12 protein-coding genes are annotated in these 17,068 nt (G+C 72.0%); 6 read left to right on the top strand and 6 right to left on the bottom strand.

Translation table 11 applies throughout. The annotated features are described in order from the left end of the window. Positions 1–42: 42 nt before the first annotated feature. Positions 43–1,215 carry an ROK family protein gene (locus JIAGA_RS0117835; protein WP_035812664.1) on the bottom strand — a complete coding sequence of 391 codons (1,173 nt, stop codon included), beginning with the start codon at positions 1,213–1,215 and terminating at the stop codon, positions 43–45. A 348-nt stretch (positions 1,216–1,563) separates the two neighbouring features. Between JIAGA_RS0117835 and JIAGA_RS30610 the strand changes: the two genes are divergently transcribed. From JIAGA_RS30610 to JIAGA_RS30600, 5 genes are all read left to right on the top strand, one after another. Continuing rightward, a complete protein-coding gene (locus tag JIAGA_RS30610; RefSeq protein WP_084470372.1) occupies positions 1,564–4,296 on the top strand; it encodes a PIG-L family deacetylase in 2,733 nt (910 codons plus the stop codon). Between the two features lie 285 nt (positions 4,297–4,581). Then, positions 4,582–5,775, top strand: coding sequence for a HupE/UreJ family protein (locus tag JIAGA_RS0117820; RefSeq protein WP_026876715.1), 1,194 nt, complete (start codon positions 4,582–4,584; stop codon positions 5,773–5,775). Between the two features lie 36 nt (positions 5,776–5,811). Further along, positions 5,812–10,539, top strand: a complete 4,728-nt coding sequence (locus JIAGA_RS0117815) for an outer membrane protein assembly factor BamB family protein (protein ID WP_169738887.1) — start codon at positions 5,812–5,814, stop codon at positions 10,537–10,539. A 222-nt stretch (positions 10,540–10,761) separates the two neighbouring features. Beyond that, complete coding sequence (locus tag JIAGA_RS33255; RefSeq protein ID WP_051426228.1) at positions 10,762–11,250, top strand: hypothetical protein; 489 nt, start codon at positions 10,762–10,764, stop codon at positions 11,248–11,250. Positions 11,251–11,444: 194 nt separating this feature from the next. Continuing rightward, positions 11,445–11,948, top strand: coding sequence for a class F sortase (locus tag JIAGA_RS30600; protein WP_211239718.1), 504 nt, complete (start codon positions 11,445–11,447; stop codon positions 11,946–11,948). Positions 11,949–11,992: 44 nt separating this feature from the next. On the opposite strand, the gene JIAGA_RS0117800 is transcribed toward JIAGA_RS30600, so the two are convergent. Then, on the bottom strand, positions 11,993–12,586 hold the full coding sequence (locus JIAGA_RS0117800; RefSeq protein ID WP_026876713.1) for a TetR/AcrR family transcriptional regulator: 594 nt from the start codon (positions 12,584–12,586) through the stop codon (positions 11,993–11,995). A 52-nt stretch (positions 12,587–12,638) separates the two neighbouring features. On the opposite strand from JIAGA_RS0117800, the gene JIAGA_RS0117795 reads away from it, so the two are divergent. Beyond that, positions 12,639–13,088, top strand: coding sequence for an SRPBCC family protein (locus JIAGA_RS0117795; RefSeq protein WP_051426227.1), 450 nt, complete (start codon positions 12,639–12,641; stop codon positions 13,086–13,088). Positions 13,089–13,145: 57 nt separating this feature from the next. Here the strand turns inward: JIAGA_RS0117795 and JIAGA_RS30595 are convergent, their stop codons facing one another. The 4 genes from JIAGA_RS30595 to JIAGA_RS0117775 all read right to left on the bottom strand — a co-directional run bounded on the left by JIAGA_RS30595 (position 13,146) and on the right by JIAGA_RS0117775 (position 17,031). Then, the gene (locus tag JIAGA_RS30595; RefSeq protein ID WP_051426226.1) at positions 13,146–13,619 is read right to left on the bottom strand and encodes a hypothetical protein; all 474 of its coding nucleotides are present in this window, start codon (positions 13,617–13,619) and stop codon (positions 13,146–13,148) included. A gap of 91 nt (positions 13,620–13,710) precedes the next feature. Continuing rightward, the gene (locus JIAGA_RS30590; protein ID WP_245597202.1) at positions 13,711–14,757 is read right to left on the bottom strand and encodes a sigma-70 family RNA polymerase sigma factor; all 1,047 of its coding nucleotides are present in this window, start codon (positions 14,755–14,757) and stop codon (positions 13,711–13,713) included. Positions 14,758–14,964: 207 nt separating this feature from the next. Further along, a complete protein-coding gene (locus JIAGA_RS0117780) occupies positions 14,965–15,933 on the bottom strand; it encodes a sugar phosphate isomerase/epimerase family protein (protein WP_026876711.1) in 969 nt (322 codons plus the stop codon). 93 nt (positions 15,934–16,026) lie between these two features. After that, on the bottom strand, positions 16,027–17,031 hold the full coding sequence (locus tag JIAGA_RS0117775; RefSeq protein WP_026876710.1) for a sugar phosphate isomerase/epimerase family protein: 1,005 nt from the start codon (positions 17,029–17,031) through the stop codon (positions 16,027–16,029). Positions 17,032–17,068 lie beyond the last annotated feature (37 nt).

Here is a 17,068-nt window from a genome sequence, read left to right as displayed (position 1 = left end):
GTGCGGTGTGCGCGTGATGCGGTGCGCGGGTCGTTCCGGGGGTCAGGGGTGTGGCATCACCATCAGGCCGGCCGCCGTGAGCGCGGAGCTGATGGCGCCGTACAGGACCGCTCGCTCACCCAGCGCGCCGCGGCGGATCTCCACCGGCGCCGGCACGTCGGCGGCCACGAGCTCCTGCAGCCGGGCCAGTGCCGCGTCGTCGAGCTCCGCGGCGGCGCCGCTGAGCAGGACCCGTCCGGGGTCGACGACGCAGGCGCACGAGATGATCAGCCTCGACCACGCCACGAGCACCTCGTCGAGGTACTCACCGGCCGCGGCCGTGGCCGCCGCGCCGGGAGCGCCGGCGGCAGTGGCGATCAGGGCCGCGACAGGGCTGGCGCCGTCCCGGTCGACGCCGGCGTCGTCGAGGTAGGCGGCGATGGCGCTCTCGGACCACCGCGCCTCGAACGCGCCGATGCCGTCGCGGGTGTGCGCGTCGCTGTCCAGCGTCATGAAGCCGACCTCGCCGGCGGCGCTGGAGGCGCCGCGGCGAACCCGCCCGTCGAGCACGAGCCCGGCGCCCACGCCGTCGGTGACGTGCAGCAGCATGAGGTCGCGCACGTCGGCGCCGGCGCCGGCGGCGTGCTCGCCGGCCACCATGAGGTTCACGTCGTTGTCGACGACGACCGAGACACCGAGGCGTTCGCGGATGCCGTCGCCTATCGAGCGGGTCTCGACCACCCCGACGGACGGGGCCAGCCGGACCTCGCCATCGGTCGTGACGCCGGGCACCGCGACGGCGACGCCGCGCAGCTCCGGCCGCCCCGTCCCGGCCAGCCGCGGCACGACGTCGCAGATGGTGGCGACGATGTCCGGCCCGAGCGGGACGTCGTCGTGGGCGATGACCGTGCCGTCGCTGTCGGCGATCTCGCAGCGTGCCTGGTGCGGTCGCAGGGCCACCGCGGCGACCAGTTCGGCCCGCGGATTGAACTCGAGCTTCTCGCGCGGCCGGCCGGCTCGGGACGAGTCGGCACCGCGCGCGATCAGGTAGCCTTCCGCGATCAGCTCGCGGACGAGTGGGGTGAGGGTCGCGGGGCTCAGCCCGGTCAGTTCGGTGAGTTGTGATCGCGAGAGCAGGCGGGCCTGACGGGCCGCGGAGATCACCGCGGACCGCTTGATCTCCCGGGAGCGTGCACGCCTGACGGGGCTCGCCGGGACCTCGGAGTTCGCCTTCACGGTTATTTTCTACGGCGAAGGAAGTTCGTCGGTCAAGACACGTTTCGGACACGGCCGGTCTCGGCTCGTTATTTTTCGTTCTCCGAAGGAAAAAGCTGGCGAACTCTTGCCAACGGCTTGGGCGCGTCCCTAAGGTCGCCACCTAGGAAGGCCGGGCAGACCGGCGACGAGAGGGGGCGGAGGCCTCCTCGACATCGTCGGTGCAAGGCGCTGAGCTGGGGCGACCTGTCCTGCGGCCATGCCCGGCCCGACGACACTCGAGTGACTTCGAAGGCCTTCCGGGACGCTCGGCCGGCGTCCGCCATCCCGTCGTTCGCGCCGTCGTCGCGCGTCGTAGAGAGGGCTCACATGGATCTGAACCTGAACCGCCGCAGCTTCCTGCGGGGCACCGGAGCCGTGACCGCCGCGGCCGTCGGTGCCGCCAGCGGGCTGCGGCTGCTGACCCCGGCCGAGCAGGCGCTCGCCGCGCCCGGAGGGGTGGTGAAACTGGACATCCTCTACATCGGCGCCCACCCCGACGACGAGGCCAGCACCCTCGGAGCGCTCGGTCAGTGGAACGAGTACCAGGGCGTACGGACCGGGGTCATCACCATCACCCGCGGTGAGGGCGGCGGCAACGCGGTCGGCCTGGAGGAAGGCCCGCCGCTGGGCCTGCTGCGCGAGGCCGAGGAGCGGCGCGCGGTCGCCTACGCCGGCATCGAGCACATCTACAACCTGGACGGGCTCGACTTCTACTACACCGCCAGCGCACCGTTGAGCGAGCAGATCTGGGGCCACGACAGCACCCTGGGCCGGATCGTCCGCGTCGTGCGGGCCACCCGCCCCAGCGTGATCGTCACGATGAACCCGTCGGCCACCGACGGCAACCACGGCAACCACCAGCAGGCCGCCAAGCTGGCCGTCGAGGCGTACTACGCGGCAGCCGACCCCAGCCGCTTCCCCGAGCACGCCGACGAGGGCTTCGCGCCCCACCGGGTCGGCCGCATCCTGCAGAGCGGCGCCGTGGGCTCCGGGCCGCTCGGCCCGAACGGGCCTACCACCGGTTACACCCCGAGCGTCCCCACCGACGTCGTCTTCGGCACCTGGGACGGCACCGTGTCCGAGCGACACGGCGGCGAGCGGTGGAGCGTCGTGAAGACCTGGGCCGCCCGCGAGTACATCACCCAGGGCTGGGGCAACCGTGCGTTCCCGCCGGACGACCCCGCCCGCATCTCCAGCCAGTGGTTCACCCTCATCGACACCCGCACGCCCTATCCCGAGCCCACCTCCGGGGACCTGGCAGCCATCCACGGCGCGGCCGTACAGGCGCCGGGCGGGCTACCGCTTGGCACCGAGTTCTACCTCGAGGCGCCGGGCTTCCACGTGCTGCCGGGCACGACGTTCGAGCTGGTGGCGCACGCCCGGGCCGGAGCGCGCCGCCCGGTGCCCGGAGCCGTCGTCGACGTCAAGGTACCCGACGGCTGGACCATCACCGGCTCCGGCCGGCTGGGCACGCTGGCGCCGGGACGCGCCACCGCCGCGCGCTTCGCCGTCACCGTCCCCGCCGACGCCGTCATCGGTGAGCGGTTCACCCTGCACGGCACCCTCAGCACCCCGCGGCACGGCAGCGGCACCGTCGGCGAGGTGGTGGAGGTCGGCGCCCCCGTCCGGGGCACGCTCGAGCCGCTGCCGGAGATCGAGCAGTTCCGCACCTGGACGGCCGCGAACGGCGTCGAGCACCTGAACAGCCTGATCCTGCCGCTGCTGGCGCTCGGCAGCGGACTGTCGCGCGAGGTCCGCGTCGACCTGACCAACACCGGCGAGCGGCCGCAATCCGGCACCGTCACGCTGTCCGCGCCCGACGGGTTCAGCGTGTCGCCTGCCTCACAGGACTACCAGGACCTGGCGCCCGGCGGCACCGGCGCCGTCACGTTCACCGTTACCAACACCGACACCTCGCTGCCCACGTCGAACCGGGCGCCCGACGACGGCCGCTACCCGATCGAGATCACCACCACCTACGACGGCGGCAGCGGCACCCAGGCCGCCGCGCTGCTCCTGGTGCCGGCGCTGTCGCTGGTGAAGGCCACGACCCCGCCGCGGGTGTCCGGCGACGTCGACGAGAGCGAGTTCCCCGGCGAGATCATCGACATCTCGACCCTCTGGGAGGGCACCGAGGCGCCCGCGGAGGACATCTCCGGGCACGCCAAGATCACGTACACCGACGACGCCTTCTACGTGTACGTGAACGTCACCGACGACACGCTGGGCTTCGTGCTGCCTCCGGAGGACACGAAGCGGCAGCGGCGCACCGACTCCGTCGAGATCAACATCGACCCGCGCGGCACGTCCGCCAACACGTCGACGGTGTTCATCGCCGGCATCTTCCCGATCACCGACGACCCCGCGAACGGCAATCCGCCGAGCTTCCACCGCGACCGCGACAACCGGCAGGGTCCGGGCCCGGAGACCGCCCCCGGCATGGAGGTGGCCGCGAGCGTCAGCGACCCGTACACCGGATACACGCTGGTGGCGAAGATCCCGTTCGACGTGCTGCCCGACACCCTCGACCCCGAGCACGTCGGGTTCAACATCCTGGTCAACGACTCCGACACCCAGGACAAGAGCACCCAGACCCGCATCGGCTGGTCCACCTGGCGCGGTGTGCGGGCCGACCCGTACCGCTGGGCCGTCGTCTCGCTGCCGGACCTGCCGGCTCAGCCCGCGACGCCGGTCGAGCCGGTGCTGCCGGACACCGCCGCCCTGAGCGTCGACTCGCCGCAGAGCATCCTGCAGTCGGCCGGCGACAACGTCCCGCTCGGCGGCTGGCGTTCGCTGGGCGACCGGTCGATCGAGATCCAGGACGCCTCGGCCGCCGACGGCGTGGTGACCGCGCGGCTGCGGGCCCGCCGCGGTGGCCTGGCACGGGTGTTCGTCTGGGACGGGACGACGGTGCTCGGCCGGCAGGACGTGGACGTCAGCGCCGGGCGGCACAGCGTGACGGTGCCGCTGACGGAGACCGGCTCGGGCGGCTCGGCGCGTTGGGTGCTGGTGTCACTGGAGTCCGGCGAGGCCAACGACGCGGCGGCGCACCGCCTCTGACCTGAGCCATTCCGCACCGATGGCGGGTGGTCTGGTGGCGCTATATGCCCACCAGACCACCCGCCATACGCCGTTCGGACGGCGGAGCGCAGTCCCGCCCCGCCCCGCTCCCGTAGAGACGACCTCCTGCGACATCGTCGCAGGCAGATCGCCCCGCAGTCGACCAGCTGATGGAGCGGGCGCGAACCGTCGGCGAAGAACGGGCGACGAGCATTGCCGGCGGGAACTCCGGCGAACCAGGGTGATTCCGGCGAATGACCGGCCCCCTTCGCCGGAGAGGTCCCCATGACGATGCGCGTGCCCCCGGCCCGGCTGCTGTGGGCCGGCCTGGCGATGGCGGCGGCCCTACTGCTGCTCGGCGTCGGACTGGCCGGCGCGCACGTGCGCACGAGCGACGGCTTCGCCGAGATCCGCGACCACGGTGACCACGTCGACGTCCGGCTCAGCCTCGAGTACGAGATCCTCGCCCGCGCCACCGGCATGGGTACGGCCGCGATCGAAGCTCCCGACGACCCCGCCCGGAACGCCGCACTCACCGAGCATCACGACCTGGTGGAGCGTTACCTCACCGGCCGCGTCGAGGTTGCCGCGGACCGGGTGCGTTGCGACCTGACCCTCGACGGCACCGGCCTGGAGGAGCGGCCGGCATCGGACACTACTGCGGCCGCCGTTCCTTATGCGGTCCTCGATCTCGACTTCGACTGCCACGGCAGCACCTCGGGCCACTACGTGGTGCGCTACTCCGTCTTCTCCGGCCGGCCGGCCAGCGACGGGCGCCCCGACCCCGGAACGACCACCGGCACCGGCTCCGACGCCGTCGTCGACGACCACACCTCCACGGTCGTCTACGACCTCGGCGGCGAGCGCGGTCAGGCCGTCCTGGACGGCGGCACCACCAGCTTCTCCGCCGGCGAGCAGGAGGCCGGGCCGGCGGTGCTGCGGGCGCTCGGTCTCGGCGCCGCGCGGGCGCTCGGTGGGTTGGACCGCGCGCTGTTCGTGGTGGCGCTGGCGCTCGGCGCAACCACGCTGCCTGCCCTGATGGGTCGGGTGGCGCTGTTCGCGCTGGTGCAGGGCCTGGCCCTGACGGTCGCTTCGGCCACGTCGGCGAGCCTGCCCGCCGGCATCGTCGGACCGCTGGTCGCGCTGACAGTCGTCTACACGGCCGGTGCCGCGGCCGGGACCGCGCTCGGCGGTACGCAGCCACGGTTCCACCTGCCGGTGGTGGCCGTCGCCGGCGCGCTGCACGGCCTCGCGCTGGCCGGCGAACTGCGCTTCGACGGTCCGTTCGGGCAGGAGCTGGTGACGTCGTTCGGCGGGGTGGTCGCCGGGCTCCAAGCCGGGCACCTCCTGCTGGCCGCGGCGCTGTTCCCGCTGATCGCTCTCGCGCGGCGGCACGCGTGGTCGGCCGTCGCGCAGCTGGCCGCGGCCGGTGCCGTCGCCGTCACCGGGCTGACCTGGTTCGTCCACAGAATCCTCTGACCCCCTGTGTCCCCACCCCGTCGAATGGAGACGAAGTTGAACGCGCTCAGCGAACGCCTCTCCCCCGAAGTGCTCGGCCGGTTCCGCCGCATGGTCAATGCCGCGATCGTCGTGCTCGTGGCGCTGGCGTTGCTCGGGCCGGTCGCGAGCGTCGTCGCCGAGACTGTCGACCCGCCGGTGGCGCAGGTCGGCGGCACCGTCTACGAGGACCGCAACGGCAACGGGCAGCACGACGCCGGCGAGCCCGGTGTCGCCGGCGTCAGCGTGTCCGACGGCGTCGCGATCGTCGAGACCGATGCCGACGGCCGCTACCAGCTGGACATGGACACCGAGCGGCGGCTGACCGACCTGGTGTTCATCAGCCAGCCGTCGGGCTACCAGGTGCCGGCGGACGAGTTCATGACGCCGCGGTTCTACCGGACGTTCGGCCAGGTCGCCGACGGCGAGCAGCGCACCGCGGACTTCGCGCTCACCCGCGTGCCGGGCAGCGAGAGCGCGACGTTCTCGTTCGCGAACATCGCCGACCCGCACGTGAACCCGCAGCTGCCCGAGCAGATCCACGAGATCAACTCCACGTCGAACGACATCCCGTTCATCGCCGTCAGCGGCGACCTCACCAACAACGCCACCGACGCGGAGTTCACCAGGTACAAGGACGCGACGGCAGGCTCGCAGGTCCCGGTCTGGCCGGCGGTCGGCAACCACGAGTACTTCTCCGGCGGCGGCACCGGCTACCCCGCGCGCATCGACAACTACCGCCGGCACGTCGGCCCGGAGTGGTACTCGTTCGACTACGGCAACCGGCACTTCCTGGTGCTGGAGAACAACGGCCAGGCACCGTTCGACGAGCAGCTGAGCTGGATCCGCCGCGACCTGGCGGCGAACGTGGGCGACAAGGAGCTCGTCGTCCTCGCGCACCAGCCGATGAACGTGCCGTTCGGCTCGCCGTCCACCTACGACCAGTACGGCGACCTGTTCGCCGAGTACGGCGCCGAGCTGATGCTCGTCGGGCACCAGCACTCCAACGACGTCGAACCGGACAGCGAGTTCGCACCGACGGCGAAGCACATCCAGACCGTGTCCAGCTCCTACACGATCGACAACGCGCCGCGCGGCTTCCGCTACGTGCACATGCGCGGCGACGAGTTCGAGAACCCGTTCCGGATGTACGGCGTCGACCAGGCGCTCACGATCACCAGCCCGGCGCCGGGCAGCGAGGTGAGCGCCGACGGCCACCGCACCGGCTTCCCGGACATCCAGGTCAACGCGTACGACACCGCCGACGAGGTCACCCGGGTCCGATACCGGATCGACGGCGGCAGCTGGCGCCCGCTGCGACCCACCGGCGAGCTCACCTGGCACAACGAGTTCGTCGGCCGCGCGCCGGCGCCCGGCGAGCACTCCATCGAGGTCGAGGCCGTCAGCGAGGCCGGCGAGCGCTGGACGGAGTCGGCCACGTTCACCATGACGGACGAGCCGCTGGTGCCGCCGGTCGCGGGCGCGGCCTGGAACCAGCACCACGGCGACGCCGCGCACTCCGGTGTGGCAGCCGACACCATCGAGCCCGGCCTGGAGCTGGCGTGGTCCTACCGCACGCCGGGCACGTTCCTCACCGGGTCCCCCGTCATCGTCGACGGCGTCGTCTACGCCGGCACCCGCGACGAGAACGGCGACGGCAACGCGGCACTGCACGCGGTGGACCAGCTCACCGGCGAGCGGCTCTGGGAGTTCCCGGTGCCGTCGTCGGTGGTCGGCACCCCGGCGGTGCTCGGCGACACCGTCTTCGTCGGTACGCTGCGCGGCCAGCTGTTCGCCGTCGACCGGACCAGCGGCCAGCAGATCTGGCAGCGCGACACCGAGGCGGCGCCGGAGCCGAACAACCAGCGCGCCTACGGCTACTACTCCCCCGCCGTCGCCGACGGCAAGGTCTTCTGGGCCTATCAGACCCGCTTCGGCGCGGCCAGCCAGGGCCTGCTCACGGCGCTGGACCCGGCCACCGGCGACACCATCTGGGCGTCGCCGATGGCCGGCGCCACCATGAGCGACGGCACACCGGCCGTCGTCGACGGACAGGTCTTCGTGGGCAGCCAGACCGCCGACCAGGTCCTCGCCTTCGACGCCGAGACCGGCGCCCGGCAGTGGACGTCGTCCGCGGTGCTCGGCGGCTGGCAGGACGGCGTCCCGGCCGCCGGCGACGGCCGGGTGTTCATCGGCTCGAACAACGGCATCGCCGCCCGCGACGCCGCCACCGGCGAGGTGCTCTGGTCCTACCGCAGCCCGCACCCGTCCAAGGTGTCCAGCGGCTCCACCCCGTCCGCTCCCACTGTCGCCGGCGACGTCGTCTACATGGGTTTCCCCAGCGGCGCGGTCACCGCGCTCAACGCCCGCACCGGCGCGGTGCTGTGGGACCAGGTGCTGCCCGGCGGCACCTACGACGGCGGCGTGCACTCGTCGCCCGCGCTCAGCGGCGAGACGCTGTTCGTGGGCGCCAACAATGGCTGGTTCTACGCGCTGGACAGCCTCACCGGACAGCCGCTGTGGCAGTTCGAGATCGGCACCTGGGTCGCGTCCGGCCCGGCGGTCAGCGGCAACACCGTCGTCGCCGGCGCCTGGGACGGCAACCTCTACGCGTTCACGCCCGGCGGCGAAGCGGCACCGCGTTGGGCCCGCGTCACCGGCACCGTGACCGACGCGGAGTCCGGCGCGCCGATCGCCGACGCCCGCATCGCCGCCACCAGCGACGGCACGACGTTCTCGACGTCCACCGGTGCCGACGGCCGCTACGTCCTGGGCCTCGGCGCGGGCGAGTACACGGTGACGACGGCCAAGCGCGCTTTCCTGCCCACCGACGCCTCCTCGACGACGGTGACCGTCGGCACCACCGGAACGCAGACCGCCGACCTGGAGCTGATCGAGGTGACCGGCCCGACCGCGGGCTCGTCCACCGTCCCGCCGGACTTCAGCTCGTCCAGCCCGCGCCTGGACGTCGTCGCCGGCGACACCTACCACTACACGATGAACCAGCGCGTCCAGGCGACCATCTCGTCGAAGACGGCCGCCAACAACCTGCCCGGCACGCTGGCCGTCGGCAGCCTGGCCGACCTGGCCCTGTTGGACGACACCGCTCAGGAGACGCTCGACTGGAGCGAGCTGATGCTGTCGCGGACGGCCGGTGGCCCGGGCACCGCGGACTGGGGCCGCAGCGCCGACTGGCTCGACATCACCGACATCGGCGTCGACGGGTCCGCCGTCGTCGCCACCGGAGGCGCGAGGGTCGACGAGGACCTGCGTACGACGCTGCGGTACCGGGCGCTCGGGGACGCACCGGTCGTCAAGATCACGTTGGAGGTCGAGAACACCGGCACCGACGACTTCCAGGGATACTTCCAGTACCTGCTGGACCCGGACAGCGCCCAGGACGTGTCGCTCGTCCCAGGTGTGAGCGGCCAGAACCCGGGCTACCTGCGGTCCGGGTGGAGCGGCAACTTCCACTACGTCGGGTCCACCACGCCGCGGCAGGTCCCGGCGCACGGCCTCGCGTGGCTGGAGGACGAGCCGTACGCCGTCAGCGGCTTCGGCTACATCTCCGGCACGTGGTTCGACGCCAGCGTCGCGGCCGGCGACACCCGCACCGTCAGCTGGTACCACATCACCGACTACCCGGCCGCGTCCGGCGACGTCACCGGCAACATCGCACACTGGGCCTCCCAGCTGGACCTGCTCGACGACGAGGTCGCCGACCGCTCGCGGGTGTCCGGCACGGTCACTCAGGGCGACACCGGCGCCCCTGCCGCGGGTGTGCTGGTGGAGGCGCTGGACGGGTCCGACGTCATCGGCTCGGTGCGCACCGGCGCGGACGGCGGCTACGCGCTGCCGCTGGACCCGGGCAGCTACACGCTGCGGGTGAACACCCTCGGATACGCGCCGGCGACGGTCTCCGCGTCGGTCACCGAGGGCGGCACGGCCACCGCTGACGTCACGCTGCAGCCGGTGTCCGTCCTGGCCAGTGTCGGCCGGACGCTGGGAAGCGGACTGGTCGAAGCCGGACCGCAGGACGTCGTCGTCGAGAACGACAAGCTGGCGATGGCGATCTCCCGGGTGTTCAACGACGGGCAGCTGCCGAACTCCACCATCGGCAAGCCGGTCGACCTCGCCGTCCGCGGCCGGGCCGACCAGCTGGACTGGCTGAACCTGCCGTACATCGCCGACGACGAACCCACCGGCACCGAGGCGTGGCAGCAGACCACCGTCCGCACCAGCGCCGTGTCGATCGTGCAGGCCACCGGCGACCAGGCGGTGGTACGCGCCACCGGCACGTCCTCCGCACACCCAGGCGTGGGCGTGGAGACGACCTACACCATTCGCCCCGGCGAGGAGTGGGTCACTGCCGTGACGGTGTTCACCAACGGCGGCTCCTCCGACCTGTCGGTCTGGGTCGGCGACGCCATGGACTGGGACGGCGCCGGCCAGCGGATCGGCGTGCCCGGCCACGGCGTCATCACCACCCCGTACGCCGACCCCGCCGCGTACGAACCCACTGGCCGCTGGATCGGCTCGACCGGCACCGATCCGCAGACGTACGGCGTCATCTACGACGGCGCGGACGCGTTCACCGCGTACGGGAACGGCAACTGGGTGATGAGCCGCTTCCAGGTGGACATCCCGGCGGGTGAGAGCTACACGCTCAGCCGCCGCGTCGTGGCCGCGGCCAACGGCGGATCGGCTGACCCGTTCGCCGTCCTGGACGAGATCGCCGCACGGTAACCGGCGGTCGTGGTTGGGGGATTCGCGTCGCCCCGGCGGCCCGGATCCCGCAACCATGTCGGCTCCCGGATGAGAGCGTCCCAGGTCGCGGATGAGCTCTCGATGAGAAGCCTCTCAACAACGGCTCGAACGCTGGCCAACCGCCCGTGACCAGGACAGATTGAGGTGAGCCGGCCAGCCTTGGCCGGCTCGCAGGTCCATCCGACACGAGGGAGTTCGGCCATGCGTTCCAGCAAGCTCAGCCTCGCCGCGGCGCTCACCGCGACCGCGGGCCTCACTGCCGCCGGCATCACGCTCGCCGCACCGGCGACGGCCGCCGTCGACACCGCGATCATCACCACCGACGACGCCACGGGTGACGACGACGGTGATGACACCGACGACGACCACGGCGACGACGACACCGGCACGGGGGACGACGACGGCGACGACGACACCGGCCAGGCGCCCAGCGGCGGCGTCAACACCGGAGTCACCATGGACGACGACAACGACAACGACGACACGGGGGACGACGACGGCGACGGCGACGGCGACCGCGACGGCGACCGCGACGACGACGGCCAGGCACCCAGCGGCGGCGTCGACACCGGCGCCGGTGGCACAGCGGATGACGGCAACCTCGACCTGCTCGCACCGGGCGCGCTGGTGGGGCTGGCCGTGGTCGGCGGAGCCGGCCTGGCCTGGCGCCGGCTGAGGCTGGAGAGCTGACCGAGCACGAGTCCGATCGCTGCACCCGCGGTGGCCTCCGGTTCGGACGGCGGGCGGCCACCGCGGCGGTCTCGGCCCTGTGCGCTTTGACAGCGGCCTGCAGCGACGGCGACCCCACCACGACCAGTGCCGCCGCATCGGCGACCGGCACCATGGCGCCGCCGGTCGCATCGTCTGCCCCGTCGACCGCGCCCATGACGACCGCGACTCCCACCGCCACGGCTCCGCGACCGTCGGCAACCCAGGACGTCGCCGACCCGGTCCGCGTCGCCGTCCCAGCTGCCGGTATCACGGCAGACCTCCTGCCGCTCACCGTCGACGCGGACAATGTGCTGGTGCCGCCGCCGTACGGGGAAGCCGGCTGGTGGCGGGCCGGCCCGGAGCCCGGCGAGCCCGGCGCGGCCGTGATCGCCGGTCACCTCGACAACGCCGACGGGCCGGACGTGTTCTACCGGCTCGCCGAGGTCGAGGCCGGCGACGAGATCGTCGTCACCCGCGCCGACGGATCCGAGGCCGTGTTCCGCGTGGTCGACGTGGGCCAGTACCCGCAGGACGCGTTCCCGACCGAGAGCGTCTACGCCGCTCCGGCCGATCACCCCGTGCTCCGTCTCATCACCTGCGGCGGTGACTACGACCGGGACCTGGGCCGCTACCGCGACAACGTGGTCGTCTTCGCCGAGGCCGACACCGTCCCATGATCATCGGCGATCGGCCCCGCTATGACGGGGTCGATCGCCGATGATCATGGGGAGGGGGAGCCGGACTCGTAGAACGAGACGAACTGCTCCATGGCCGCGTCCACGCCGGCCCGGTCGCCGGTGGCGAGCAGGTCGAGCAACAGGCCACGAGCCACGGCGAGCCCGAGCCGGGCCTGCGCACGGGCCGCTTCCGGTGTCGCCCCGGCCCGTCGCAACGGTTCGGCCAGGGCATTCACCCAGGTGTCGACGACGCCGTCGAGAAGCGGCAGTGCACCGGGATCACCCTGCAGCGCTCGCCCGTAGAGCTCGAAGAACAGCCGCTCGTACGGCCACAGCGCGGGGTCGGCCAGCTGGGCCCAGAAGCGGCGCGCGACGGCCGGGAAACCGTCGGGTGCCGCCCGGGCCAGATCGGCCAGCAGGTCCCGCTGGCGTACCTCCATGGTCCGGGCCACCTCGACGAGCAGGCCCTCCTTGGAGCCGAAGTGGTAGATGAGCATGCGGTGGCTGGTGCCCAGGGCATCGGCGAGTTGCCGGAGGCTGCGTTCGCCCACGCCGTGACCGGCGACGTACTCGACCGCCGTCGCCAGCAATCGGTCGCGCCCCGTCAGGCGGTCCCCCGCCGTGCCCGCCGCTGTCATGCCCCATATGGTAGCTGTACCATTTGGTACATACAGACGTTGGAGGTTGGCCATGGGTACACAGCACATCGATGTCTCCGCCACCGCGGCGGCACCCGCCGCGGACGTGTACGCCCTGCTCAGGGACGGCGCGACGTGGCCGGAATGGTCACCCATCGAGTCGTTCGAACTGGAGTCGCCGGGCGACGGCGGGGGCGAAGGCCTCGGGGCCGTCCGGGTTTTCCGCACCGGGCGGATCGCCAGCCGCGAGCGCATCGTCGAGCTGGTGCCGGACCGGCGGTTCAGCTACGTGCTGATCTCCGGCCTGGCCATCAAGGACTACCGCGCCGACATCGACCTCGCCGAAGGCACGAACGGCACCACCATCCGGTGGCGTTCGTCGTTTCGCGCGAAGGTGCCGGGTACCGGCTGGCTCTACAGGCGCACCCTGACCGGGTTCATCCGCAAGTGCGTCGACGGCGTCGCGGCCCGGGCGACAGCCGGCGCCGCGGGTGCGCGGTGATCGACAGGGTGGCTACCCCCGAGGGGTAGCCACCCGCTGACGATCACCCGGTGGGGGTCACTCCACCTCGTTGCGCACAAGCGCGACCGCCGCATCCACCCGTTCGCGGATCGCGGGATCGTTCATGTCGATGCCGGCGTCTAGCGCGGCGGACCACACGATCTCGCCGGACGGGGTACGCCGCCCGGTGACCCGCACGCCGCGCCGCCCGTCGACGGCGAGGTGCCGGCTGATGAGGACGCTCGCGATGACCTGCTCGCGCACCACGTCGACCAGCCGGCCCGGGTGCCGCAGTGCCACCCGGTGGCGGCGCTGGCGCCCGGTGCTCTCCGGGACCTCGGTGACGGCCAGCAGCTCGGCGTCGCCGTCCCAGGTGGCGGTGTCGACGCGGCTCCATTCGACCTCGGTGTCGCGCAGGAACAGGCGGTGCGTGGTGGCGACGACGTCGCCGTCCGGACCGCCGGCGGTGGCCAGCACGCGCTCGCCGGATACCAGACCGTCGATGTCGGGGGTTCGCCGCCGCAGCCTCATGACGTCAGCCTAACCAGCGGCGCCCGGCCGCCTCGTCGTGCCGGCCGCCTCGTCGTGCCGGCCGCTCCACGCCGGCCCTCTCGTGCGGCGCTCAGCCGAGGTAGTCGCGCAGCTCGCTCGCCCACTCGTTGCGGCGCAGCTTGGTGAGGGTGCGGTGTTCGATCTGGCGGACCCGCTCGCGGGTGACCCCGAACACGCGGCCCACCTCCTCCAACGTCCGGGCGCGTCCGTCGTGCAAGCCGTATCGCAACCGCACCACGGCACGTTCCCGCTCGCTCAGCCCGTCCAGCACCTGCTCGACCTGGTCACGCAGCATCACCTGGGCCACCAGCTCCTCCGGGCTGACCGCGTCGGTGTCCTCCACGAAGTCGCCGAACGTGTTCTCGGCGGACTCCCCGACCGGCGACTGCAGGCTCACCGGGTCCTCGGCGTACGACAGCAGCTCGACGACACGGTCGACCGGCAGCGCCGTCGCATCGGCCAGTTCCTGCACCGTCGGGTCGCGGGCCTCGGCCTGAGAGATGGTCCGGAGCACCCGCACCACCCGGTTGAGCTCGTCGACGACGTGTACCGGCAACCGGATGGTGCGGCTCTGCTCGGCCACGGCCCGGCTGATGGCCTGCCGGATCCACCACGTCGCATAGGTGGAGAACTTGAAGCCGCGGGCATGGTCGAACCGCTCGACCGCCCGGATCAGCCCGAGGTTGCCCTCCTGGATGAGATCGAGCAGCGGCAGCCCGCGCCGGGTGTACCGGCGTGCGATGGACACCACCAGCCGCAGGTTCGCCTCCACCAGGCTGGCCCTGGCCTGCCGGCCCAGCCGGACCACCTCGCGCAGGTATTCGTCGTCCGGGCCCGACGGCGAGCTGGTGGCCAGGCGCTCCTCGGCCAGTACGCCCGCCTCGATGGCGCGGGCCAGCCGGACCTCCTCGGTGGCGCTGAGCAGCGGTATGCGGCCGATCTCGCGCAGATAGTGGCGAGTGAGGTCGGTGCCGGTCGCTTCATCGCGCCGGGGCGGCGGCGGTTCGGCCGCGGGCACGGGCTCGGCGTCTCGCGGCGTCGATGTCTCTGCCTGGCCGTCGTCGGGCCGCCCACGTTGGGACGGCAGCGCGCGACCCTCCGCCTTCGCTTGGACCACCGGCACCACCTCGGCTCGCAACAAGTGTGCCTTGTCGAGGTCGTGTTGATCTACCCTTTCCGGCATCCCAATGATCAACAAGTACGAACCTGAGCCGCAACGGATGATGGCGGGTGGTTTGGTGGGGCCAGGGCGCCACCAAACCACCCGCCATCGAAACCCTGGCCGATCCGCTCACCCGGCTGCGGTCCCTCCCGGCGCCGGGGGTCAGCGAACCCGCAGGCGGCTCAGGTACTCGTAACCCACCTGCGCCGTCCGCAGCGGCGTGACGTCAGGGGTGTCGTTCTCCACGATGTACTCCAGCACCCGGTGGGCACGGAAGATCCGCGCGAAGTCGATGTGCCCGGTGCCGAGGTCGGCCATGTCGCCGTCGTGGGCGTGCCGGTCCTTGACGTGGTACTGCAGCACCCGCTGCGGCGCGGAGCGAATGACGTCGATGGTGAAGCCCTCCGGGTCGTCCACGCCGTCGCCGCTGTTGATGCCGCCGACCACCGCCCAGTAGAGGTCCACCTCGAGGTGCACGAGCTTCGGGTCCAGCTCGGAGGTCAGCACGTCCCATGGGGTGACGCCGCCGCCGAGGTCGGTGGTGAACTCGTGCGCGTGGTTGTGGTAGCCGTAGCGCAGGCCGGCCTGGCGGGCCGCGGCCGCCTCGGTGTTCATCTGCTCGGCCCACAGCTTCCAGTCGTCGAGGTCGGCCGAGTCCAGGTACGGAACCACCATGAACCGCTGCCCGAGCGTCACCGCGTTCTCGATCTTCGCATCGAGACTCGCCGCGTCACCGCTGATGCCGTCGTGGCTCGACGTGCACGAGATGCCGATGCCGTCGTAGAAGTCGCGCAACTGGGCGGCGGTACGGCCGAAGTACCCCAGCGCCTGCTCGACCTTGACGTAGCCGTAGTCGGCGATCGCCTCCAGCGTCGCGTCGAACCCCGGCGAGCCGTTCAAGGCGTCGCGCACCGTCCACAGCTGGATGCTGATGAGGCCGCGCGGCACCCGCGGCAGCCCCGTCGGGCGAGCCGTGGCCTGCGCCGCACCGGCGCCGGCCAGCATCGCCGCTCCGCCCGCGGCCATCGCCGCGCCACCGGCGAGCGCACCCCGCAGGAACGACCGCCGGCCCAGTCCGCGCCGCTGCAACGAGACGTCCAACGCGCGATCGCCGTCATATCCGAAACACATCGTCGTGCTCTCCTTCCTGACGAACTGACGAACCCGGTGATCACCAACCGGCGCCGGCGTCCGAGCACGGCCACCGGTCGGTGGGCACCGGAGTCACTGAGTGCTGAACGCCGCGTCGAACGCCGCCTCCGGCGGGTCGAACAGGTTGGACCGCACGAACTGCAGCGCCTCCGGGGCGCCACGCAGCCGGTCCATCCCGGCGTCCTCCCACTCGATCGAGATCGGGCCCTCGTAGCCGATCGCGTTGAGCATCCGGAACGACGCCTCCCACGGCACGTCACCGTGGCCCGTCGAGACGAAGTCCCAGCCGCGCCGCGGGTCCGCCCACGCCAGGTGCGACCCGAGCCGGCCGTTGCGACCGTTGCCCAGCTGCTTCTTCGTGTCCTTGCAGTCCACGTGGTAAATGCGGTCGCGGAAGTCCCACAGGAACGCGACCGGGTCGAGGTCCTGCCACACCATGTGGCTGGGATCCCAGTTCAACCCGAACGCGTCCCGGTGCCCGATGGCCTCGAGCGTCTTCACCGTCGTCCAGTAGTCGTAGGCGATCTCCGACGGGTGCACCTCGTGGGCGAACCGGACGCCGACCTCGTCGAACACATCCAGGATCGGGTTCCACCGGTCGGCGAAGTCCCGGTAGCCGGCCTCGATCACATCGTCGGACACCGGCGGGAACATCGCCACGTACTTCCAGATGGCCGAACCGGTGAAGCCGACGACGGTGTCGACGCCCAGCCGGGCGGCCGCCCGCGCCGTCACCTTCATCTCCTCCGCGGCCCGCTGCCGCACGCCCTCCGGCTCGCCGTCACCCCAGATGCGGTCCGGCAGGATGGCCCGATGCCGCTGGTCGATCGGGTCGTCACAGACCGCCTGGCCCTTCAGGTGATTGGAGATGGTCCACACCTTCAGGCCGTTCTTCTCCAGGACGTCCTGGCGTGACTTGACGTACGCGTCGTCCTCGGCGGCGCGCCACACATCCAGATGGTCGCCCCAGCAGGCGACCTCCAGGCCGTCGTAACCCCACTCCCCCGCCAGCCGGGCCACCTCCTCGAACGGCAGGTCGGCCCATTGCCCGGTGAACAGGGTGATCGGTCGTGCCATGTGTCGTCTCCTCCAGTCGTTCGCTTGCTGTTGGTGG

Source organism: Jiangella gansuensis DSM 44835 (genome assembly GCF_000515395.1).
GTDB lineage: Bacteria > Actinomycetota > Actinomycetes > Jiangellales > Jiangellaceae > Jiangella > Jiangella gansuensis.
This window is presented reverse-complemented; position numbering and strand designations above follow the sequence as displayed.

Bases quoted from the DNA above. Each gene is read 5' to 3' on its own strand.
- JIAGA_RS30610 (WP_084470372.1), top strand. From the start codon at position 1,564: ATGGATCTGAACCTGAACCGCCGCAGCTTCCTGCGGGGCACCGGAGCC.
- JIAGA_RS0117820 (WP_026876715.1), top strand. From the start codon at position 4,582: ATGACGATGCGCGTGCCCCCGGCCCGGCTGCTGTGGGCCGGCCTGGCG.
- JIAGA_RS33255 (WP_051426228.1), top strand. From the start codon at position 10,762: ATGCGTTCCAGCAAGCTCAGCCTCGCCGCGGCGCTCACCGCGACCGCG.
- JIAGA_RS30600 (WP_211239718.1), top strand. From the start codon at position 11,445: ATGACGACCGCGACTCCCACCGCCACGGCTCCGCGACCGTCGGCAACC.
- JIAGA_RS0117800 (WP_026876713.1), bottom strand. From the start codon at position 12,586: ATGACAGCGGCGGGCACGGCGGGGGACCGCCTGACGGGGCGCGACCGA.
- JIAGA_RS0117795 (WP_051426227.1), top strand. From the start codon at position 12,639: ATGGGTACACAGCACATCGATGTCTCCGCCACCGCGGCGGCACCCGCC.
- JIAGA_RS30595 (WP_051426226.1), bottom strand. From the start codon at position 13,619: ATGAGGCTGCGGCGGCGAACCCCCGACATCGACGGTCTGGTATCCGGC.
- JIAGA_RS0117780 (WP_026876711.1), bottom strand. From the start codon at position 15,933: ATGTGTTTCGGATATGACGGCGATCGCGCGTTGGACGTCTCGTTGCAG.
- JIAGA_RS0117775 (WP_026876710.1), bottom strand. From the start codon at position 17,031: ATGGCACGACCGATCACCCTGTTCACCGGGCAATGGGCCGACCTGCCG.